This is a genomic window from Nocardioides flavescens (assembly GCF_009823805.1).
In the GTDB taxonomy this organism is placed as follows: domain Bacteria; phylum Actinomycetota; class Actinomycetes; order Propionibacteriales; family Nocardioidaceae; genus Nocardioides; species Nocardioides flavescens.
This window is the reverse complement of record NZ_WUEK01000012.1, coordinates 139,330-159,738: the sequence shown is the minus strand read 5'-3', so window position 1 is coordinate 159,738 and position 20,409 is coordinate 139,330. Positions and strand designations below refer to the sequence as shown.

Sequence of the window (20,409 nt, the reverse complement as noted above, 5' to 3'; positions counted from 1 at the left end):
AACCTCACGACGGTGGAACCACAGTTCCACATCATGGAACTCCGACGGAAGACCTCCCGGTCTTCCCGGGCCGAGGAGTGGCTGTGCCCCAGGCGAGCAGCGGCAGCGGCACCCAGGCGCTGGACCGCGCCGCCGCGCTGGTGGGCGCCGTGGTGGCCGCCGACGCGCCGCTCACCTTCGGCGACCTGCAGGAGGCCTCCGGGCTCGCGAAGTCGACGACCAGCCGGATGCTCGCGGCCCTCGAGCGCGGCGGCCTGCTCGAGCGCGACGCCGACGGGTCCTACGTCGCCGGCTCGCTCTTCTGGCTGTACGCCGCGCGGCACGACCCGTGGGAGGAGCTCGTGCGCCTGGCCGGGCCGGTCATGGCCGCGGTCGGCGAGGAGACCGGCGAGACCGTCCACCTCGCCGTGGTCCGCAACGGCACGACCGTGCAGGTCGCCCAGGTCGACTCCCGCTACCTGCTCGGCAGCCGCGACTGGAGCGAGGTGGTCGTGCCCGACCACTCCTCCGCGCTCGGCAAGGTGTTCCACGCCTGGGGCGCGCTGCCGGTGCCGGACACCCTGGAGCGGCTCACCGACGCCACGATCACCGACCCCGCCGAGCTGCGCCGCGACGGCGCGCGAGCCCGCCGCCGGGGCTACGCCCGCACCGTCGACGAGCTCGAGGACGGCCTGACCGGTCTCGCCGTACCCGTCCGCGACGCCCGGGGAGACGTGGTCGCCGCCCTCGGCATCTCGGGCCCCACCAGCCGGCTCGAGGGCCGGCTCACCCAGCTCGGCCGGCACCTCGCCGGCCAGGCGGCGCAGCTCTCCGGGCTGCTGCGCGGCCACGCAGCACCTGCCCACGAGCACAGCACCCACAGCGCCGAGGAGGGCGTGGCATGAGCGATCCGAACGAGATCCTGAAGGGCCTGTACGACGAGACGCTGGTCGGCAACGCCCCCCGCGTCCTCGAGCTCACCGAGGAGGGGCTGGCGGCGGGCATGGAGCCGCAGTCGCTGCTCTTCGAGGCGCTCATCCCCTCGCTCGAGGAGGTCGGCGCGCGCTTCGAGCGCGGTGACTTCTTCGTGCCCGAGATGCTGATCGCCGGGCGCGCGATGGCCGGCGCGATGGAGCGGCTGCGCCCGCTGCTGGCCGAGACCGGCGTCGAGACCGTCGGCACGTTCCTCATGGGCACGGTCAAGGGCGACGTGCACGACATCGGCAAGAACCTCGTCAACATCATGCTCGAGGGCGCGGGCTTCGAGGTGATCGACCTCGGTGTGCAGGTCGCGCCGGAGAAGTTCATCGCCGCCATCGAGGAGCACAAGCCCGACATCGTCGGCTTCTCGGCGTTCCTCACCACCACGATGCCGATGTTCAAGGCCAACATGAACGCCCTCGAGAAGGCCGGCCTGCGCGACCAGGTGATCGTCATGGTCGGCGGCGCGCCGGTGACCCAGGAGTACGCCGACGCGGTCGGTGCCGACGGCTACGCCGCCGACGCCTCGGCCTGCGTCAAGCGCGCCAAGGACCTCATCGAGCAGAAGCGCGCCAAGGTGCCCGCGTGAGCGCGGCGTACGACGGCGAGCCGCTCCACACCGTCCTGCGCTCGCCCTCCAAGGAGGTGACGATCGGCCACGACCAGCGCTTCTGCCTCATCGGCGAGCGGATCAACCCGACCGGGCGCCGCATCTTCCAGGAGCAGCTGCGCGCGGGCGACATGTCGGCGATCGAGCGCGACGTGAAGGCCCAGGTCGAGGGCGGCGCCGACGTCCTCGACGTCAACATGGGCGTCCCGCTGACCGACGAGCCCGACCTGCTCGCCAAGGCGATCCAGCTCGTGCAGTCGCTGACCGACCTGCCGATCTGCATCGACTCCTCCGTGGTCGAGGCGCTCGAGGCCGGGCTGTCGGTCTACCAGGGCCGCGCCCTGGTCAACTCGATCACCGCCGAGGACGACCGGATGGAGGCGATCCTCCCCCTCGTCAAGAAGTACGACGCCGCGGTGATCGCGCTGCCCAACGACGCCGACGAGATCCCGATGGAGGCCGACAAGCGCCTCGCGCTCACCGAGAAGATCGTGCGGGTGGCGACCGAGGAGTACGGCATCGCCAAGGCCGACATCGTCATCGACCCGCTGGCCATGCCGATCGGCGCCGACACCTCCACCGCGCTGGTGACGATGGAGACGATGCGCCGCATCCGCGACGAGCACGGCCTCAACATGACCTGCGGCGCCTCCAACACCTCCTTCGGCATGCCCGACCGCCACACCCTCGGTGCGGCGTGGCTGCCGATGGCGATGACCCAGGGGCTGACCTGCGCGATCATGGACGCCCGCAGCCCGCAGATCGTCGAGGCGGTCAAGGCCGCCGACGTGTTCATGAACCACGACGAGTGGGGCATGGCGTGGATCTCGGCGCACCGGGCGAAGGCGGCCGCCACGGCATGACCCCGCCCGAGGAGCTGCCGGACGCGCTGCCCGACGTGGACCCCGACGACCTGCGTCGCGAGGGGCTCGTCGTACCCCCGGCCAGCCCGACCGCCGACCCGGTGCCCCACGACGGCACCGGGCGGGTGGAGCTCGCCTTCACGGTGCTGGACCGGAGCCCCGGAGCGGCGCCGGGACAGGAGTCGAGCACCGAGCGGCGGGTGCGGGTGCCTCCGGGCGTCACCGTCTTCGACTCGGCGTCGTGGAACGGCATCGCCATCGACTCGACCTGCGGCGGCCACGGCACCTGCCACAAGTGCAAGGTGCAGGTGAGCGGGTCGAGCCCGATCACCCGGCACGACGCGCGCACCTTCAGCGCGAGCGAGCTCGAGTCGGGGTGGCGCCTGGCCTGCCTGGTGCAGGCGACCCGCGACCTCGAGGTGCTCGTCCCGCCGCTGACGACCCGCCCGAAGGCCGCGACGGTCGGCGTCGGGCGTCAGGTGATCCTGCGCCCGGCGGTGCAGAAGCGCTACGTCGAGCTCGAGGAGCCGACGCTCGAGGACCAGGCGACCGACCTCGACCGGCTCCTCGCCGCGATCACCGACCTCGAGCCGCGCCCCGACCTGCACGCGCTGCGCCGGCTGCCCAAGGTGCTCCGCGAGGGCGACTTCAAGGTGACCGCGGTGATCGTCGACGAGGAGCTCGTCGACGTCGAGCCCGGCGACACCACGGCCACCCGCTGCGCGATCGCCTTCGACCTCGGCACCACCACCGTCGTCGCCACGCTGCTGGACCTCGTGACCGGCACCCCGGTCGCGGTGGCCTCGATGCTCAACCGCCAGCAGCCGTTCGGTGGCGACGTCATCAGCCGGATCAGCGCCACGATGATGGACCCCGACGCCCTCGGACGCCTGCAGACCGCGGCCTGCGAGACCCTCGCCGAGCTCGCCGCCCAGGTGTGCGCCGAGGCCGGCGTCGACCCGCACGCGGTCTACGAGGTGGCGATCGCCGGCAACGCCACGATGACCGCGCTCGTGCTCGGCATCGACCCCGAGCCGCTCGGCGTCGCGCCGTTCGTCATGACGACCGCGCTGCCGCCGTCCGTGCTGGCCGAGGACCTGCACCTCGGCGTGCACCCGCGAGCTCGTGCCGTCTTCTTCCCCGCGCTCGGCGCCTATGTCGGCGGCGACATCGTCGCGGGGATGCTCGCCTCCGGCATGGACCGCGACAAGCGGACGCGGCTGTTCATCGACGTCGGCACCAACTGCGAGATCGTGCTCAGCGACGGCGACCGCATCGTCTCCACCGCCGCACCCGCCGGGCCGGCGTTCGAGGGCGGTGCCATCCGCTGCGGCATGCGCGCCGCCGACGGCGCCATCGAGACGATCAGGCTCGGGGACACCGTCGAGCTCGGCGTCATCGGCGACGTCGAGCCCCGCGGCCTGTGCGGCTCCGGCCTCGTCGACGCGGTTGCCGAGCTGGTCAAGGTGGGGCTGCTCGACGCGAGCGGCCGGTTCGTGCCCGAGGCCGACGCGAAGGAGATCGCACCGGCGCTGCACGACCGGCTCACGATGATCGGCCAGGAGCGCGTCTTCGTGCTCCATCGCCCGACGCCCGGCGCCGACCCCGCCGAGTGCGTGGTGCTCTCGCAGCGCGACGTGCGCGAGCTGCAGTTCGCCAAGGCCGCCATCTCCACCGGCTGGACCCTGCTGCTCGAGGAGCTCGGGCTCGAGCACGGTGACATCGCCCAGGTGCTGCTGGCGGGCTCGTTCGGCAGCTACCTCTCGGCCGCCTCCGCCGTCCGCATCGGTCTGGTGCCGAAGCTGCCCGTGCTGCGCATCGTCGCCGCCGGCAACGTCGCCGGCGAGGGCGCCAAGATGGCGCTGCTGTCGGTCCGCGAGCGCGCCGGCGCCCAGGCGCTCCTCGAGGAGGTGACCTATGTCGAGCTCTCCGACCGCCCCGAGTTCAACGACCGCTTCGTCGAGCAGCTGTCGTTCAACGGCGGTTGAGGAGGTTGCGCAGCAACCGTCTCGAAACCCGCTCGCCCTCGTCGCCTGCGGCGCCCTCGCCCAGCCCGCGGCCGACGTGGTGGCGCGCCGCGGCTGGCCCGTCGTGGTCCACCCGCTCCCGCCGCTGCTGCACAACCAGCCCCACCTGATCGCCGACGAGGTCCGCGGGCTGGCCACCGCCCTGCTGCTGACCCACGAGCGCGTCGCCGTGGCCTACGCCGACTGCGGCACCTACGGCGCGCTCGACGCGGTCTGCGCCGAGCTGGGGATCCGGATGCTGCCCGGGTTGCACTGCTACGACCTGTTCGCGGGCGAGTCCCGGCTCGCGGCGTACCTCGACGACGAGCCGGGGACCTACCTGTTCACCGACTTCCTGGTCCGCTCCTTCGAGCGGACCGTCGTCCGCGAGCTCGGGCTCGACCGCTGGCCCGAGCTCGCGGAGGACTACTTCCGCCACTACACCCGCGTGGTGTGGCTCGCCCAGGAGCCGACCGACGACCTCCGCGCCCGCGCCGAGGCCGCGGCCGCCCGGATGGCGCTGCCGCTCACCGTCGTCGAGACCGGCGACGGTCGCCTCGAGCGGGCGCTGGAGGCCCTGCTGGCCTGAGGGTCGGCCGGCCGTGGTTTCGAGACAGGACGTCGTCCTTCCTCAACCACCGTTCCCGCTGGTTGAGGAGGCCGGCTACGGCCGTCTCGAAACCACTCCGTCGTCAGCCCACCCGCACCCGCCGTACGGCGCGGTTGCCGGCGCGGTCGACCGCCTTCGCGACCAGCACCACGCCCCGAGCCGTGGTGATCGTGCGCAGCGTGCACGACGCCACGCCCGAGCGCCGGTCGGTGGCCCGGCAGACCGGCGCACGCCCGCCACGCTGGACGATGCTGACCTTCGGCGCGACCCGGTCGACGTTGAGCGGACCGACCGTGACCGTGGCCTTGCCGCCGTCGAGGGCGGTGACGGTCCGGGTGAGCACCCGAGCCGTGCTGGCCCGACCGATTCGGACCGGCTCCGGGCAGGCTGCCTCCAGGGCAGCCGACCCCGTGGTGCAGGCGAAGGTCACCGTGACCGCGCTGCGGTACCACCCCGAGGCGCTCACCGGCGTCCGGCTCGTCACCGTCGCGGTGATCGTCGGGTCCCGCACCGCCGGTGCCGCAGCGACCGGGGCCGCCGAGACCGCGACCGTACGCCGGACCGAGGGCGCCGCGGTGAAGTCGCCGTCGCCGGCCTGGGTCGCGGTCACCACGCAGTCGCCCGCGCGGGTCAGCGAGAGCGACGTCCCGGAGACCGAGCACCCACCCTCGGCGGCATACGCCACGGGCAGCCCCGAGCTGCTGCTCGCGCTGAGGGCGACGACGTCACCCACCCCACCGCTCGTGGGAGCCCCGGCCCAGGTGATCGTCTGCGCGGCCTTGCCGACGGTGAAGGAGATGGGCCCGGCGGTGCTGGCGTTCCAGTCAGCCGACGGGGCGTAGTCGACCCGGACCACGCACCGGCCCGCGTGGCGCATCACCACCGTGCCAGCGGCGGTCGGCGAGACGACGCAGGCGCCGTCGGACGCCTTGGAGTCGACGACGACGGTCGGCGCGCCCGCACCGGCGGGCACGCCGATGACCTGCGGCACCCAGCTGTCACCGACGACGAGGCCGTTCGGGACCGTCCAGTCGGGGCTGAAGGAGCCCTTGGCAACCGTGAAGCTCTGCACCGGGCTCGTCGCCTGCTCGTAGCGGGCCGAGCCCGCCGCCACGGCCTGCAGCGCACAGGTGCCGGCGTGCTGGAAGGTCACCGTGCGACTGCTCACCGAGCACGCGGCGTTGGTCGTCGAGGGGTCCACCACGACGCTCACGGGGTTCTCGGTCGACGTCTTGATCGACACGGTGTACGACGCACCGGCGACCTGAGCAGTGGTCGGTGCTGCAGAGTCGATGCTCACCGTCTGCAGCGCCTTGCCGACCGTGAAGGTCTGGGTGGCGGTCGGGGCCGCGTCGTAGTCGTCGCTGCCCGCCTGGTCGGCACTCACCGTGCAGGTGCCGGTCGACGTCATCTCGACGTCACCCAGCTGCTTCGCACAGGCCCCCGAGGCCGTGAACGACACCGTGCCGGCGGGGCTGGTCGCCGTCGGCGTGTAGGAGCCGCCGATCCGGGCCGCGGACGGCGGCGTCGAGGTGAAGGTGATCGTCTGCGCGCCCTTGGCGACCGAGAAGATTTGCTCGGCCGCTGCACTGGTCGTGTCCGGCCCCTCGGGCTGGAACGCCCTCACCGTGCAGACGCCGACCTTTGCGAGCACGACGGCCTGCTGCGCGTCGTTCCACGAGCAGCCCGAGCCGGTGGTCGAGAGGATGATCCGGCTCGTCGACGCCATCGAGGAAGTCACGGCCGGGGTGTAGGAACCCCCGACCTTCGCCGGGTCGGGCGGCGTCGAGGTGAAGCTGAGCGCCGGCTTCGCCTTGTCGACGACGAGCTGAAGGTAGGAGGTGGCGGTGGACACGCCTTGGGCGTCGACGGCCTTCACCGAGACGGTCTGACCAGTCGTCGCCGAGGTCGGCACTCCGCTGAGCTCGCCGTCGCTCGACAGCGAGAGCCACGAGGGTCCGCTCACCAGCGACCAGGTGTTCGGCGCCGTACCGCCGCTCGCGGCCAGCTGGGCGGAGTACGTCGAGCCGTAGGTCGCGTTCGGGAGCGTCGACGTCGTCACGGCCGGACCGGCCGTCCAGGTGAGCGTCACGGAGCCGTCGCTGGAGTTGAACCCGGCCGTCGACTCGATCAGCGTCGCACCCGCCAGGTGACCCGAGCCGCCACCGCCGGCTCCGGACTCGGTCGTTGCCCCGCCGCCGAACCAGCCGTCACCGCCGGAGCCGTAGTCACTCCACTCCCCCGCACCCGGGACGATGCCGCCGGCGGTCCGGCGAGCCGGGCCGGAGCCGCGGCCACCGGGAGCGTCCGCGGAAGCTGCGGCTCCGCCGGGGCCGTCGACGCCGCCACCGTCGGTAGCGCCCTTCCCGGCACCGACGCCGCCCCCGGCCCCGCCGGTGTAGCCCGTGTCGGACTCGGTCCTGCGGTAGGCGCCGCCACCCCCGCCGGCCGCGATCTCGGTGCCCTCGCCGTAGAACACGAAGGACCCCCCGCCGCCCGTCGTGCTCCGCCCGGAGGTGCGGTCAGGGCCTCGCAGGCCGGGCAGGACGTAGACCGTCTCGCCGGGGACGACGCCGAACGACGCCTTGACCCGGCCGCCGTACCCGCCCCGCACGTTGAAGGCGCCGTCCTTGATCCAGGACCCCCCAGCACCCCAGACGTCCGCGGTCAGGGACGTGACGCCTGTCGGCACCACGAAGGTCCGGGTGGAGTCGCCGCTCGGCCTGAGGACGACGACGCAGTCACCGGCGGCGTTCTTGGTGCAGGGCGCGTCCGCGGCAGCGGCCGGCGCCGCACCACCCACGAACGCGATGGAGGCCGCGGCGAGCGCGGCCGAGAGCAGGCCCGCGAGGGCCCGAGGACGACGTGATGGCATGGCGAGTTCGATCCCCCGTGGAGCGTGGTGACGCGCGGGCCAGAGCGGCACCGGCCGCGGAAACGTACGCCGCGGGCAGCGTGCCGTGACCGTCCCGCGGCGGTGATTTCGCGGGTGCTGGAGCGACTCCGGGGAGGGGCGTGCCGCAAGGCGCGGCGTACCGCCACGCGTGCTGATCGATCGATCAGCTGAGATCGGACGTTGACCAGGTGTCCCTCACCAGCTTCACTCCTCGCATGTTGCGTCTCCGAGCCATCGCCGCAGTGTCCGTCGCTCTCGCAGGCATCAGCGCTGCCACCTCGCCGGTCGCGGACGCCGTGCCCGCATCGAGGTCGTCCAAGATCAACGTCACCATCAAAGTCGCCGACTGCGAGGGATGCCTGCTGGGCCCGCGATACGTCCGCGAGTCGGGCTACTGGGCGGGCCCAGACCTGACGGTGGTCGGCGGCAAGGTCACGTTCCAGGTCCCCCGGAAGTACGCCCGTGGGCTGTCCATCGTCGTCAACGACCTCGACGAGGTGCAGCAGAACGCCGAGATCTACGCAGTGATCCGGTACGCCGGGAAGAGACCGGGTTCGAAGGTCTCCGCGGGTGATGCGGCCGGAGCCGAAGCGGGCTACCCGTGCTGGGGCGGCACGTCGAAGAAGAAGGTCACCCTCCGCATGCAGGTAGACCGATTCCCTTACACGGATGAGTTCAGCGGCGAATCTGGCATGACCATTAGGCCGTACTTCACCCGCACCCTCCCTAGCTTCGGAACGCCTCTGGACGCATTCAGCGGCACCGTCGGATCTCAGGACGCCTTCGTGTGCCCGTAGACCACGACCTGGGGGCGATGAGGCCGGCGTCGTCAGTTCAGCTGGTCCAGCAGGTCCCGGCGCCAGGCGGTGGTGGCCTCGACCTGGTTGAACGTGAAGACGTGGAGGCCCTCGACCTGCATCTCGGGGGCCGCGAGGCGGGGCGCGACCTTCTCGAGGAACCGCTCGCCGGTGAACCCGCCGGGTGCGGCGAGGCGGGCGAAGAGGCCCTTGTTCTTGGCCAGGAACTTCGTCGACTCCCCGACGCCGATCTTGGTGGCCATCGAGAGCAGCTTGGTGCGCTCGACGGGGCCGGGGATGCCGAGCAGCAGCGGCAGCCGCACGCCGCGCCCGCGCATCCGGGCGACCCACGCGACGAGGACGTCGGGGTCGAAGGTGAGGTTGCTGACGACGTGGGTGGCGTAGCGGCGCTTGTCCCACATCGACTGCACCGTGAGATCGTCGCTGATGGTGGGGTGCGACTCGGGGTAACCCGCGATGCCGACGTGGCTGAACGGCGAGCCGAGGGCGGCGATCTCCTCGAGCAGCGAGAGCGCGTCGGGGTAGTCGCCGGGCGGGTCGGCGTCGCCACCGGGCACGAAGACCGCCTCGATGCCCTGGGCGGTCAGCCGCTGCGCGATGTCGCTCAGCTCGGCGCGGTCGCGCACCATCCTGGCCGCGAGGTGGGGCACGGCGGTGTAGCCGTGCACGGTCAGCCGCTCGGTGAGCTCGAGCGTCGCCTCGAGCCCCTTGCCGGGTGAGGCGGTGACGGTGAGCGGCACGTCCTTGCCGACGTGCGCGAGCACCTTCTCCTCGATCGAGGGGGTCGGCAGCACCTCGTAGCGCGCGTGCTCGAGCAGCCGGACGACCGTGGCGACGGATGAGGTCTTGTAGCGCATGGTGCATCTCGTTTCGTGATGCGCACCGGACGGCGTCAGCCTAGTGAGGCTCGGGGCCCCCGTCGAGGACCGAGTTGCGGATGCTCAGCCACGACACCGCACCGCCCACCGCGAGCAGCACCGCGCACGCCACCATCGCGGTGCCGAACGCCGCGTCGAAGGACCGCGGGTCGGCGTACTCCTCGCCTGAGAGGCCCACCGCCACGGGCAGCGCGGCGACCGCGAGCAGCGACCCCGCGCGGGCGACGGCGTTGTTGACGCCGCTCGCGATGCCCGCGTGCTCGTCGGGGGCCGCGGCGAGCACCGTCGCCGTGAGCGGCGCGACCATGAGCACCAGGCCGACGCCGAAGACCGTCACCCCGGGCAGCACGTCGAGCAGGTAGTCGCGCTGGTCGTCGATGCGCAGCAGGAGCAGGACCCCGCCGGCCATGATCAAGGGGCCGACCGTCATCGGGATGCGCGGGCCGATGCGCTGGCCGAGCCGACCGCCGGCCGCGGCGAAGCACAGCATCAGCACCGTCATCGGCACGAAGGCCGCCCCCGCCGCGAGCGCGCCGTACCCCGTCACCGTCTGGAGCTGGAGGGTGACGAAGAAGCTGATTGCGCCGAGGGCGCCGTAGACCAGCAGCGTCATGACGTTGGAGGCGCTGAAGGTGCGGTCGCGGAAGACGCCGAGCGCCAGCATCGGCTCGCGCGTGCGCGACTCCACGACGACGAACCCGAACCCCGCGACCACACCGAGCCCGGCGGCGAGCCAGCTCGCCTCGATGAGGGCGTACGTCGTCGCGCCGAGCGCCAGCGCCGCGAGCGCGGCCCCCGGCACGTCGAAGTGGCTCGACGCGCGCGGGTCGCGGGTCTCGGGGACGGCGCGGACGGCGATCAGCACCGTGACGACGGCGAGGGGCGCGTTGATGAGGAAGATCCAGCGCCAGCTCGCGTAGTCGATCAGCGCCCCGCCGACGAACGGCCCGATCGCCGCGGCGATGCTGCCGAGCCCCGACCAGGCGCCGATCGCCGGCGCGCGGTCCTCCTGCACGAATGCGCCCTGGATCATCGCCAGGCTGCCCGGGGTGAGCAGCGCGCCCCCGATGCCCTGGAGCACCCGGGCGAGGATCAGCACCTCCGGGTCGGGCGCGAGGCCGCAGAGCACGCTCGCCGCCGCGAACCACACCGTGCCGACGACGAAGACGCGGCGGCGCCCGAACCGGTCGCCCAGCGACCCCCCGAGCAGGATCAGGCTGGCGAGCGAGAGCAGGTAGCCGTTGGTGATCCACTGCAGCTGGGCCAGGCTCGCGTCGAGCTCCTCGCCGATCGTGCGCAGCGCGACGTTGACGACGGTGCCGTCGAGCAGCGCCATCCCTGAGCCCAGCGTCGCCGCGGCGACGACCGCGCGACCTGTCGGTGTGCCCATCCGCACACCCGGCGGCGCCGAATGAGAGGTGTCCTCACAGTCCACGCACAGAACGGTACGGTCATCGGGTGCCTGACTCAGCCTTGTCATCGCGCACGCGCCGTCTCGTCGAGTACGTCGACCAGATGGGTCACGACCACCCGCCGATCCCCCTCGACTCCGTCGACTTCACGGTGCACCGGCCCCGGGAGTTCGAGCGCCGCTTCGGCCACGTCCTCGACTACATGGCGCGTGTCGAGCTCGAGGTCGACCGCAACGTCCTCGAGATCACCACGATGCTGCCGGACCCGCCCGAGGTCGACCGGCACTTCTACGCCGACGTCTGGCAGCCGCAGGAGATCCAGCACGGCTTGATCCTCGACAAGCTCCAGGTCGAGCTCGGCCGCTCCCCCGCCGCACCCGACACCGACTCGATCGGCGCCAAGCTCCGCATCCTGGGCACCATGGCCCACCTGCCGTCGTTCCAGGACGTCTGCCGGATGCTCTACTACCTCACCGGCATGGCCACCGAGCGCTCCGCGGTCGTCGCCTACAACCTGCTGCACCAGGGCACGACCGAGATGGGCGAGGACGCCGTCGCCACCACCATCATCGGCCAGATCAAGCGCCAGGAGCCCGGCCACTACGCCTTCTACCAGCTCTCCGCGCGCGCCCTGTGGGACGAGCTCACCGGGTGGCAGCGGTGGATGGTGCGGCTGATGCGCCGCATCAGCTTCTCGCCCGTCGGCGCCAACGACGCTGCTCAGAAGGCCGACTTCGGCGACGTCATGGCCACCCTCGGCATCGCCGACGCCGCCTCCGACTTCGCCGAGCAGATCTCCCGCGTCGAGCGCGAGCTCCTCTGGGCCCGCCGCCGCGGCCTCCGCGTCCCCGACTACGTCACCACCGCCCTCCGCGAGGCCGTCGACCTCGCCAAGGCCCGCGCCCACCTCCCGCACCTCCACCGCTGAACCTCCCCGCTGACCGGGCTCACGCTGGTTGAGGAGGTTGCGCAGCAACCGTCTCGAAACCACTCGCGTGTCGGTGGTTGAGGAGGGACGAAGTCCCGTCTCGAAACCACTCGCCATCTGTGGATCCGCACTGTTGTTCGAACATGTGTTCGAATACACTTGGGTCATGACCACCGCCCCGCTCGCCCCCGCCCCCACGGCGGTGCTGCTGCAGCGCATGCGGGCCGCGACCGCGAAGCGGACAGCGGCCGAGGTGGAGCTGGTCGAGCTGGCCTCGGCCTGGGCCCACGCCCACACCATCGCCCCGGCCTCGAGCAGGCTGGAGGGCTACGACCCGCTCGCGCCGCTCGGGATGGACGAGGTGACCGCGTCCGCGGAGGAGGTGGAGTGGTACGCCCTGCCCGAGCTGCGCTGGGACGCCGCCGCCTCCTTCGCCGCCGCCCAAGGCCTCACCACCGCAGCCGGGGCGGACCTGCTGCGCGACGTGCTCACCCTCGAGCTCCGCCTCCCGCTGACCTGGGCCCGGATCCGGTCCGGGCAGGTCGCCGTGTGGCGAGGACGCCGGATCGCGCAACGCGTCCTCGGCCTCGCCGACGACGTCGTCGCCCTCGTCGACTACAACATCGCACCCAAGGCGCACTCGGTCGGCGTCACCGGCATTGACCACCTCATCGACACCGTGATGCTGCAACGGCACGCCGAACAGGTCGAACTGGAGGCGATGGAGGCCGCCGAGGAGCGCTACGCCCGCGCTGCCTCACCGGTCGATGCGATGGGCTGTCGGAGTACGTCGTGCGGGCCGACCACGCCGACCTGACAGCGTTCGACACCACCATCGGTCGCCTCGCCGCCGCCCTGAAGCGCGACGGGTCGATTGAGTCGCTCGACGTACGCCGCTCCATGGCCGTCGGGATCATCGCCGACCCAGCCCGCGCCCAGGCGCTCCTCGAGGCCACCGACGCGAAGGTGCCCGCGGCCCGTGAGGTGTTCGCCTACCTCCACCTCACCGAGGCCAACCTTCTCGGCCTCGACCCCGTCACCCTCGACCACACCGGTCGACCGCACCTGACCCAGACGGTCGCGACCTGGGCCGGCCGCGACGACCTGCGTCTCACCATAACGCCGGTGCACCACTGCACTGGCTGCGCACGGTGCGAGAGCGCCCGCGGCGCCCACACGCACGACGCCCGGGCGACGACGCAGCACGACCCGCGCCCGCACCAGCGCGTGCAGGTCGAGCTGCAGGACCCCACGTGCGTGTTCCCCTACTGCACCCGCCCCACCCGGTCCTGCGACCTCGACCACCGCGTGCCCTTCCCAGAAGGCGCGACCTGCCCCTGCAACCTGACCCCGCTGTGCCGACACCACCACCGCCTCAAGACCCACGCCGGCTGGCACTACCAGCCCCGCGGGCCCGCCGGAGCAGGCGAGTACGACTGGACCGACCGCTACGGCCAGCGCTTTACCCGCACCCGCGAAGGGACCCAGCCCGCCCATCACCTGTGATGAAGCGCGGAGATACTCGAGTGCGAAACCGAAGTTCGATTGAACTGGTTGGGGGCCGCGTTGTAGAGACCGTTCCCATTACGGTTGCCCGATTAGGTTGGCTTTCGGTCCATCTTTTCCACGTCTGGTCGACTACGCTCGCTCGGAACCGCTTCCGCAAACTTGGATGCGGGAGGTCCTTGATGCCCCTCAACCCACACGACGGGAGGTCACGTCTCGTGGCCCGTCTCATGAAGTCGCGGAATCAGTTGTTCGCAATTGCGATCGCCTCCCTCATCGGAGTTGGCGTCTTCACGCCAACCGGCGCCGGTGCCGCCCGGTTGATTACGGGGAAAGACATCAAGAACAACAGCATCACGTCAGCGGACATCAGAGACGGTTCGCTACTAGTCGGGGACTTTCGAGCTGGCGAATTGCAAGTCGCTGGCGTCGGTCCACAAGGAGCGCAAGGACCCCAGGGACCTCAAGGCGTACCCGGCCCTTCCGGCCCTCCCGGGCCTGTGTCGCAGACACCACGACCGGTCGTAGCCCAGTTCGACTTCTCAGGGGGCGGTTCGGCCGCGTTGTCTGGCACCAGCTCGGACACTATCCCCGCAGGCAGTCTGGTCCGGGCCCTTGACTTTCAAGCCTCGGCGAATTTTGCAAGCACATGTACTGGCTATTCCTACATTGCGGTCGCAGTTGCCGGCGCGGACGACCTTGCACAAAAGGGCCTCTCAGGTGGGTTCCGCGATGACTTAGGAGTCATCAACAGAACAGTCTCACCGTCTCCTATCGAGTGGCGCGTACTGTGTTTCAACTCGTCGGGACAAGCGGTACCAGCGCCAGCATTCACGGCCACGTTGATCTTTGACTACACGCCTGTCTCGACAACACCGGACGTCTCGTTCGACTGAGTCGGCGTGGCAGCCGTAGCTCGGCTCGGACGGCGCCTGCCTTTGCAACCTGGTACTTCGACGCGCGGAGCGGATCACTCGTCGCCGTGCTCGGCCGTCCACGTCCGGAACGGCACCGTCGGGTCGTCGACCTCGCCGCGCACCGCGGGCAGCGACCGCTCCTCGACCGGCTTGGCGTACTCGTCGTAGAAGGTCAGCAGCCGCATGTAGCGTCCGCCGTCCTCGTAGTGCTCGCCCTCCTCCTCGCGCGACGCGGCGTAGACGACGAGGTCGGGTTCGGCGTAGTAGAGGGCGCCCAGACACATCGGGCAGGGGTACGCCGTCACGTAGGCGATGCAGCCCGAGAGGTCCTCGCGCCCTCGACTCGCCAGTTCCCGGATCGCCACGATCTCCGCGTGCGCGGACTTGTCGCCGCTCTGCGCGACCTGGTTGGTCGCCTCGACGAGCACGTCGCCGTCCTCGGCACTGACGACGATGCAGGCGAACGGCTTGCCCCCCTGGGCGACGTTGTCGAGCGCGAGCTCGATGGTGCGGGCGGACAGGGCGGGATCAGGGGTGGTCACCTCCACCCGGTGCCCCACGTGGCGCTCGGCCGACGATGAGTCCGGGCGACTTCGCAGGTCGTCACGAGGGCAGACCGACGACAGGAGCACCCCGATGACGCAGTACCTCATCTTCTTCAACCAGCAGTGGGTCGGCGACCACGAGGAGGAGTGGTACGCCGGCCGCGTCGAGCCGTCGACGGCGGTGGTGCGCGACATGCAGGCGCAGGGCGTCCTGGTGTTCGCCGGCGGACTCGTCGAGGAGCTCGACGAGGCGGCGCACGCCGACGCCACCGGTGGCGAGCTGGTCGTCGCCGACGGGCCGTACGGGCGCAGCCGGGAGTGGCTGGGCGGCATGACGATCGTCGACGTGCCCGACGACGAGACCGCGCGCTACTGGGCCGGGCGGGTGGCCGAGGGGTGCGGATGGCCGCAGGAGGTGCGCCGGTTCAAGGGCGGCACGCTGCGCGGCTGACCGCTCCCGAAGGAGGTCAGCCCTCGGTCAGCGCCGCCGCAGGCAGCCAGTCCGCGCCGAGCAGCGCGGCGACGTCGACCAGCCCCGCGGTGTCGCTGCCGACGGTGTCGGAGGCTGCGGCGATCCGCTCGACCATGACCCGGCCGACCTGCTCCTCGACCGTGCCCTCGGCGTAGGCGATGTGCCACGGCGAGACCTGGTGGTCGCGGTGGGTGCGACCGGTGACCTGGCGACCGGCGATGCCGGAGAACCGCGCCTGGTGGAAGACACCGACCCGCGGCTCCGTGCTCGCCTGACGCCCGTCGGCGAGGGTCTCGCCGGCGTGCAGGCTGATCGAGGCGACGGTGGTGAAGACGCACACCGGCGCCTCGCCGGTCTGGAACCGCAGCCGCTCGGCCTCGACGTCGAACCGGTCGCGCCCGTAGATCGTCGCCACCCCCAGTCCCGCGTCGCGCAGCCGGTCGACGATCGGGTCGGCGGCCGTGGTCACGAACTCCACCGAGCAGGCGACCTGGCGCTCGGCCTGCACCTGCTGCGCGATCCACGCGACGGTCGAGTCGACCCGGATCAGCCCGGCCTTCTGCCGGAACCGCAGCAGTGCCGCCCGTCCCTTCGCCACGCTGCGTCCGCGCCGCGCGATCTCCATCTCGCGGCAGAACTCGCCCCACTCCGCGTCGTACGCCGCCCGCTCGGCCGGGCTCAGAGTCACCGGCATCCCCGAGATCGGCACTGGTCCCCATGGCGCCGCCCGGTGCAGCATCGCGGGCGGCTCGGAGTCCGCGAGCCAGCCGCGCACCGCCGCGAGGTCCTCGGCCCGGCGCTCCGGATCGGTGGTCCACGTCGCCCCGTAGCGACCGCGCTCGACGCCGACGCCGTGCCGTTCGAGCGCGGAGGCGAACGACGCCCCAGCGTCCTTCGTCGACGTCCACTCGCGGACCGGCTCGCCGAGCACCTGCGCGTACGCCGGCGCGAGGTAGGGCAGCTCCAACGGGGTGTGACCGGGCGTGGCGGTCGTCGCGATGACGAACGGCGCCGCGTCGTGGGGCCGGGCGTGGCCCGAGACCTCGACCCACTGCTTCCAGCGCTTGGTGGAGGTGCGGCGCAGCGCGTGCGCCTCGTCGGCGATCACCACGCCCCAGGTGTGGTCGGCGACCTTGTCGAGCCGGTCCCAGGTGATGACGACCCACTCGAGTCCGTCGTCACCCAGAGCGGTGATCGTGCGGCACCAGTGCCCGATCGTGATGGCCGCCGGCCGATCGGCCACCACGAGCACCCGCCGCGCCCCGCGCAGGTCGGCGACCGCGCTCGCGCCGAGCACCGCACTGATCGTCTTGCCCACCCCCGGCTCGTCGGCCAGCAGGAACATCCGCGCGCCCGCCGCCGCCCGCTCCGCGATCGCGTCCGCCGCCTCGAACTGCAGCCGCCGCGGTTCGAGCTCCTCGCCCATCACCGGCGCCGGTGGTGGCTCGTCGGGATTGAGCTGCCGTTCGACGAACCGACCCAGCGTGTGCGGCCCCGGCGCGTACGGCGCGAGGTGCGCCGGCAGCGACCGGCCGACGTGCAGGTGCGTCCGCACCGCCGGGTGCCAGCTCGCGCCGTCCACCTGCACGCCGTACGGCACGTCGAGGACCCACAGCCGCTCGCCCGGCCCGGCCTCCGGCAGCGGCCGCGCCGAGGCCCCCGAGCCGCGACGGCGGGCGGGTGCTGAACGTCGGCGGGCCACCGCCAGACCCTAGGCATGCCCGCACGCGGCCTGGGCACCCGGCCGCGTGAGCGACATCAGGGTAGGACTCGTGGCGGACCCGCACGCGCCGACGGAGGTCGCGCGGCACCTCGCCGACCTGCACGCCGACGACGAGGGCTCTTGGGACGTCGACGTCGTCAGCGAGCCGTTCACCACCGGCTCCGAGGACGTGCGCACCGCAGTGGAGCGGCTCGAGGACCGGCGGCGCGACGAGGGGTGGGACCTCGTCGTGGGCCTGACCGAGCTGCCACTGCACGACGAGGAGGGCGGTCACCTGCTCGTCGACACCGACACGGCGCGGCGCGTCGCGGTGGTGTCGCTCCCCGCCCTCGGCGGCGTGCGCCGGCACGCGCGCGCCCGGCGTGCCGTGGGCTCGGTGGTCCGGTCGATGACCGACGAGGACTCGCCCGACGACGGGCGGGTGAGCGTGGCGGGGGCCCGGGGCAGGGCGCGGGTGCTGACCGGCATGGTGCTGGCGAACCGTCCCTGGCTGCTGGTCCCCGGGTTGAAGTCCGCCCTGGTCGCCGCGCTGGCCACCGGTGCGGTGGCGACGGTGAACTCGACCGTCTGGGTGCTCGCCGACTCGCTGTCGTGGTGGCGCCTGGTCGTCGCCAGCGTGGTCTCGGTCGGACTCGTGGTGGGGTGGCTCGTGGTCGACGCCGAACTGTGGGACCGCCCGGACGACGACACCGCGGCGGCCCGGCACCGCTCGCGCCTCTACAACGCCTCGACGCTGGCAACCCTCCTGGTGGGGGTGCTCATCTGCTACCTGGTGCTCTACCTGATCAACCTGCTGTGGGCGCTCTTCGTGCTGGACCCGTCGGTGGTGGGCAGCACGGCCGGGTCGTCCTACGGGTACGGCGACCTGGCGGTGCTCGCGTGGTTCGTGGCCTCGGCCGCCACGGTCGGAGGCGGCCTCGGGTCAGGACTGGAGTCCGACGAGGCGGTCCGCGCGGCGGCGTACTCCAAGCGCGAGGAGGAGCGCCGCAACCGGCTCGAACCCGACGCGGACGACGACGACCGCTGATGCGTCAGCGGGTGCGCGCACGCACGGGCGGGACGTAGCAACCCTCACGCTCGGCCAGCACGGCCGCCTGCGTCCGCGTCGGTGTCCCCAGCTTGTGCAGGATGTGCTCGACGTGGGTCGCGACGGTACGCGGGCCGATCGCGAGCCGGCTCGAGATCTGCTGGTTGGACCGGCCGGTCACGACGAGACCGAGCACCTCGAGCTCACGGGGGGTGAGGCCGTGGCACTCCGCGTCCGGCGTCACCATCGCGATGCCCAGCACCGCCGGGGGCAGGTCGCTCGCCGCGATCACCGTGACTCGCGCGTGGCGCGTCTCGCCCGACCCGACGCCGGTCGGCCAGAGGAAGGTGCGGTAGACCTGCCCGCCTTGCAGCGTCGCGCGGGCGAGCTGGACGACCACCCCTCCCGGGACCAGCAGCGGGTGGTCGTGGAGGCCGGGCAGGAGGTGCAGGTCGCCGTTCTCGAACAGGACGGCACCGGCCGCAGCATCGGGGACCAGCCGGGCCGTGGCCAGCACCGACCACGTCGGGGACACACCACGAGCGATCACGGGGGCCACCCGCGAGAGCTGTTTGCGCAGCAGCTCGGAGGCGGGAGCGGCCCGGGGCAGGAGCAGGCCCAGCGTGCCGACCCTCGACCCCTCGGGATCGACGAGCGGGAGCGCGAGACCCGTGGACTCGGGAGGCCGCCCGACGGTCGCGTAGACCTGCCACCGCGGGTCGTTCAACGTCATCCACACAGCCTCGGCGAGCACCCAGCGGTCCACACTCGCCACGAACCCGCGAGCACGCTCCAGCAGCGGGACGGCCGACGCGGCGATGTCGAGCATCTCGCGCACCGGGGGTCCAGCGGTCACGACCACGTCGCCTCACCTCACGTCGCAGGCAGGGACGCCTGTGCTGGCCCGCACGTACCCGGACCGACGAAGACCACGCCTCACCCCGCGCCCGGCCGGCTCCTGCCCGGTGCCCTGGTCCGCAGGCATCGGCAGAACTGCCGATACCCCGCGACGGGGCTCGTCCCCTGGACTGGGAGGACCCATCCACTCGAGGAGGAGAGCATGAGAGCAGTCGTGTACGACGGACCGCGGCAGGTCAGCGTCAAGGACGTGCCGGACGCGCGCATCGAGAGCCCGACCGACGTGGTCGTGCGCATCACCTCGACCAACATCTGCGGGTCGGACCTCCACATGTACGAGGGCCGCACCGACTTCGAGCCGGGCCGCTGGTTCGGCCACGAGAACCTCGGCCAGGTCGTCGAGGTCGGGTCGGGCGTCGACAAGGTGCGCGTGGGTGACTACGTCGTCCTGCCGTTCAACGTCGCCTGCGGTCACTGCAAGAACTGCGAGCGCCAACTGACCAACTACTGCCTGACCGCCCAGCCCGAGCCGGCGATGGCCGGGGCGGCGTACGGCTTCGCCGACATGGGCCCGTGGGCCGGTGGCCAGGCGGAGTTCCTGCGCGTGCCGTGGGGCGACTTCAACTGCCTCCGCCTCGGTGAGGACGCCGCGGAACGGCAGAGCGACTACGTGATGCTGGCCGACATCTTCCCGACCGGTTACCACGCCACCGAGCTCGCCGGTGTCCAGCCGGGCGACCAGACGGTCATCTACGGCGCCGGACCGGTCGGGCTCATGGCCGCGCTGTCGGCCACGATCCGCGGCGCCAGCAAGGTGATGGTCATCGACCGCCACCCCGACCGGCTTCGCCTGGCCGAGTCCATCGGTGCCATCGCCATCGACGACTCGCAGGTCGACCCCGTGCAGGTGGTCCTCGACGAGACGCTCGGTCTCGGCGCGGACAACGGCTGCGAGTGCGTCGGTTACCAGGCCCACGAGCCTGACGGCGAGGAGCAGGCGAACCTGACGATGAACCGGTTGATCGCCTCCGTCCGGTTCACCGGCCGGATCGGCAACGTCGGCGTCTTCGTGCCCCAGGACCCCGGCGCCGCCGACGAGCTCGCGAAGCAGGGCAAGGTGGCGCTCGACTACGGGATGTTCTGGTTCAAAGGCCAGCACATCGGCAGCGGCCAGGCCCCGGTGAAGAAGTACAACCGTCAGCTGCGCGACCTGATCGCCGGCGGGAAGGCGGAGCCGTCGTTCATCGTGAGCCACGAGCTCCCGCTGGACGAGGCGCCGAGCGCGTACGAGCACTTCGACAACCGTGACGACGGGTGGACCAAGGTCGTCCTCCACCCCGAGACGACGGCGGTGTGACGTGGCCGGCACCTCACATCGCG

Annotated in this window: 18 protein-coding genes; 12 read left to right on the top strand and 6 right to left on the bottom strand. The window is 71.9% G+C overall.

Going from position 1 to position 20,409, the window contains the following annotated elements; all coding sequences use genetic code 11:
- Positions 1-83 precede the first annotated feature (83 nt).
- From GRQ65_RS18045 to GRQ65_RS18025, 5 genes are all read left to right on the top strand, one after another.
- Positions 84-884, top strand: a complete 801-nt coding sequence (locus GRQ65_RS18045; protein WP_160879377.1) for an IclR family transcriptional regulator domain-containing protein — start codon at positions 84-86, stop codon at positions 882-884.
- Entirely contained in the window at positions 881-1,549 is a 669-nt protein-coding gene (locus GRQ65_RS18040; RefSeq protein WP_160879376.1) for a corrinoid protein, read from the top strand. The genes GRQ65_RS18045 and GRQ65_RS18040 overlap by 4 nt, the downstream gene beginning before the upstream one ends.
- Positions 1,546-2,433, top strand: a complete 888-nt coding sequence (locus tag GRQ65_RS18035; protein WP_160879375.1) for a dihydropteroate synthase — start codon at positions 1,546-1,548, stop codon at positions 2,431-2,433. The genes GRQ65_RS18040 and GRQ65_RS18035 overlap by 4 nt, the downstream gene beginning before the upstream one ends.
- Positions 2,430-4,421 carry an ASKHA domain-containing protein gene (locus GRQ65_RS18030; RefSeq protein ID WP_160879411.1) on the top strand — a complete coding sequence of 664 codons (1,992 nt, stop codon included), beginning with the start codon at positions 2,430-2,432 and terminating at the stop codon, positions 4,419-4,421. The genes GRQ65_RS18035 and GRQ65_RS18030 overlap by 4 nt, the downstream gene beginning before the upstream one ends.
- Positions 4,422-4,524: 103 nt before the next feature.
- A complete protein-coding gene (locus tag GRQ65_RS18025) occupies positions 4,525-5,028 on the top strand; it encodes a DUF1638 domain-containing protein (protein WP_202388303.1) in 504 nt (167 codons plus the stop codon).
- 103 nt (positions 5,029-5,131) lie between these two features.
- Here GRQ65_RS18025 and GRQ65_RS18020 read toward each other — a convergent pair whose 3' ends face one another.
- Complete coding sequence (locus GRQ65_RS18020) at positions 5,132-7,924, bottom strand: Ig domain-containing protein (protein WP_160879373.1); 2,793 nt, start codon at positions 7,922-7,924, stop codon at positions 5,132-5,134.
- 209 nt (positions 7,925-8,133) lie between these two features.
- On the opposite strand from GRQ65_RS18020, the gene GRQ65_RS18015 reads away from it, so the two are divergent.
- Positions 8,134-8,742: a hypothetical protein gene (locus GRQ65_RS18015; RefSeq protein WP_160879372.1), complete on the top strand. Its 609-nt coding sequence runs from the start codon at positions 8,134-8,136 to the stop codon at positions 8,740-8,742.
- Positions 8,743-8,774: 32 nt separating this feature from the next.
- On the opposite strand, the gene GRQ65_RS18010 is transcribed toward GRQ65_RS18015, so the two are convergent.
- On the bottom strand, positions 8,775-9,620 hold the full coding sequence (locus GRQ65_RS18010; protein WP_160879371.1) for a methylenetetrahydrofolate reductase: 846 nt from the start codon (positions 9,618-9,620) through the stop codon (positions 8,775-8,777).
- A gap of 40 nt (positions 9,621-9,660) precedes the next feature.
- On the bottom strand, positions 9,661-11,031 hold the full coding sequence (locus GRQ65_RS18005; RefSeq protein ID WP_237448460.1) for an MFS transporter: 1,371 nt from the start codon (positions 11,029-11,031) through the stop codon (positions 9,661-9,663).
- 68 nt (positions 11,032-11,099) lie between these two features.
- Between GRQ65_RS18005 and GRQ65_RS18000 the strand changes: the two genes are divergently transcribed.
- The 3 genes from GRQ65_RS18000 to GRQ65_RS17990 all read left to right on the top strand — a co-directional run bounded on the left by GRQ65_RS18000 (position 11,100) and on the right by GRQ65_RS17990 (position 13,487).
- On the top strand, positions 11,100-11,981 hold the full coding sequence (locus tag GRQ65_RS18000) for a GTP-binding protein LepA (RefSeq protein WP_337191850.1): 882 nt from the start codon (positions 11,100-11,102) through the stop codon (positions 11,979-11,981).
- Positions 11,982-12,147: 166 nt separating this feature from the next.
- On the top strand, positions 12,148-12,798 hold the full coding sequence (locus GRQ65_RS17995) for a hypothetical protein (protein WP_160879369.1): 651 nt from the start codon (positions 12,148-12,150) through the stop codon (positions 12,796-12,798).
- Positions 12,774-13,487: an HNH endonuclease signature motif containing protein gene (locus tag GRQ65_RS17990; RefSeq protein WP_160879368.1), complete on the top strand. Its 714-nt coding sequence runs from the start codon at positions 12,774-12,776 to the stop codon at positions 13,485-13,487. The genes GRQ65_RS17995 and GRQ65_RS17990 overlap by 25 nt, the downstream gene beginning before the upstream one ends.
- A gap of 970 nt (positions 13,488-14,457) precedes the next feature.
- Here GRQ65_RS17990 and GRQ65_RS17985 read toward each other — a convergent pair.
- On the bottom strand, positions 14,458-14,946 hold the full coding sequence (locus GRQ65_RS17985; protein ID WP_202388302.1) for a deaminase: 489 nt from the start codon (positions 14,944-14,946) through the stop codon (positions 14,458-14,460).
- Between the two features lie 94 nt (positions 14,947-15,040).
- Between GRQ65_RS17985 and GRQ65_RS17980 the strand changes: the two genes are divergently transcribed.
- Positions 15,041-15,400 (top strand): YciI family protein, encoded by a 360-nt coding sequence (locus tag GRQ65_RS17980; protein ID WP_160879366.1) that lies wholly within the window; start codon positions 15,041-15,043, stop codon positions 15,398-15,400.
- A gap of 16 nt (positions 15,401-15,416) precedes the next feature.
- Here the strand turns inward: GRQ65_RS17980 and GRQ65_RS17975 are convergent, their stop codons facing one another.
- Entirely contained in the window at positions 15,417-17,123 is a 1,707-nt protein-coding gene (locus tag GRQ65_RS17975; protein WP_337191849.1) for a DEAD/DEAH box helicase, read from the bottom strand.
- Positions 17,124-17,193: 70 nt separating this feature from the next.
- On the opposite strand from GRQ65_RS17975, the gene GRQ65_RS17970 reads away from it, so the two are divergent.
- Positions 17,194-18,171 carry a hypothetical protein gene (locus GRQ65_RS17970; protein WP_202388301.1) on the top strand — a complete coding sequence of 326 codons (978 nt, stop codon included), beginning with the start codon at positions 17,194-17,196 and terminating at the stop codon, positions 18,169-18,171.
- 4 nt (positions 18,172-18,175) lie between these two features.
- Here the strand turns inward: GRQ65_RS17970 and GRQ65_RS17965 are convergent, their stop codons facing one another.
- Positions 18,176-19,027, bottom strand: a complete 852-nt coding sequence (locus tag GRQ65_RS17965) for a LuxR C-terminal-related transcriptional regulator (RefSeq protein ID WP_160879365.1) — start codon at positions 19,025-19,027, stop codon at positions 18,176-18,178.
- A gap of 204 nt (positions 19,028-19,231) precedes the next feature.
- On the opposite strand from GRQ65_RS17965, the gene GRQ65_RS17960 reads away from it, so the two are divergent.
- Positions 19,232-20,386, top strand: a complete 1,155-nt coding sequence (locus GRQ65_RS17960) for a glutathione-independent formaldehyde dehydrogenase (RefSeq protein ID WP_160879364.1) — start codon at positions 19,232-19,234, stop codon at positions 20,384-20,386.
- Positions 20,387-20,409: the final 23 nt, after the last annotated feature.

Bases quoted from the DNA above. Each gene is read 5' to 3' on its own strand.
- GRQ65_RS18040 (WP_160879376.1), top strand. From the start codon at position 881: ATGAGCGATCCGAACGAGATCCTGAAGGGCCTGTACGACGAGACGCTG.
- GRQ65_RS18030 (WP_160879411.1), top strand. From the start codon at position 2,430: ATGACCCCGCCCGAGGAGCTGCCGGACGCGCTGCCCGACGTGGACCCC.
- GRQ65_RS18020 (WP_160879373.1), bottom strand. From the start codon at position 7,924: ATGCCATCACGTCGTCCTCGGGCCCTCGCGGGCCTGCTCTCGGCCGCG.
- GRQ65_RS18010 (WP_160879371.1), bottom strand. From the start codon at position 9,620: ATGCGCTACAAGACCTCATCCGTCGCCACGGTCGTCCGGCTGCTCGAG.
- GRQ65_RS18005 (WP_237448460.1), bottom strand. From the start codon at position 11,031: ATGGGCACACCGACAGGTCGCGCGGTCGTCGCCGCGGCGACGCTGGGC.
- GRQ65_RS17995 (WP_160879369.1), top strand. From the start codon at position 12,148: ATGACCACCGCCCCGCTCGCCCCCGCCCCCACGGCGGTGCTGCTGCAG.
- GRQ65_RS17980 (WP_160879366.1), top strand. From the start codon at position 15,041: ATGACGCAGTACCTCATCTTCTTCAACCAGCAGTGGGTCGGCGACCAC.
- GRQ65_RS17960 (WP_160879364.1), top strand. From the start codon at position 19,232: ATGAGAGCAGTCGTGTACGACGGACCGCGGCAGGTCAGCGTCAAGGAC.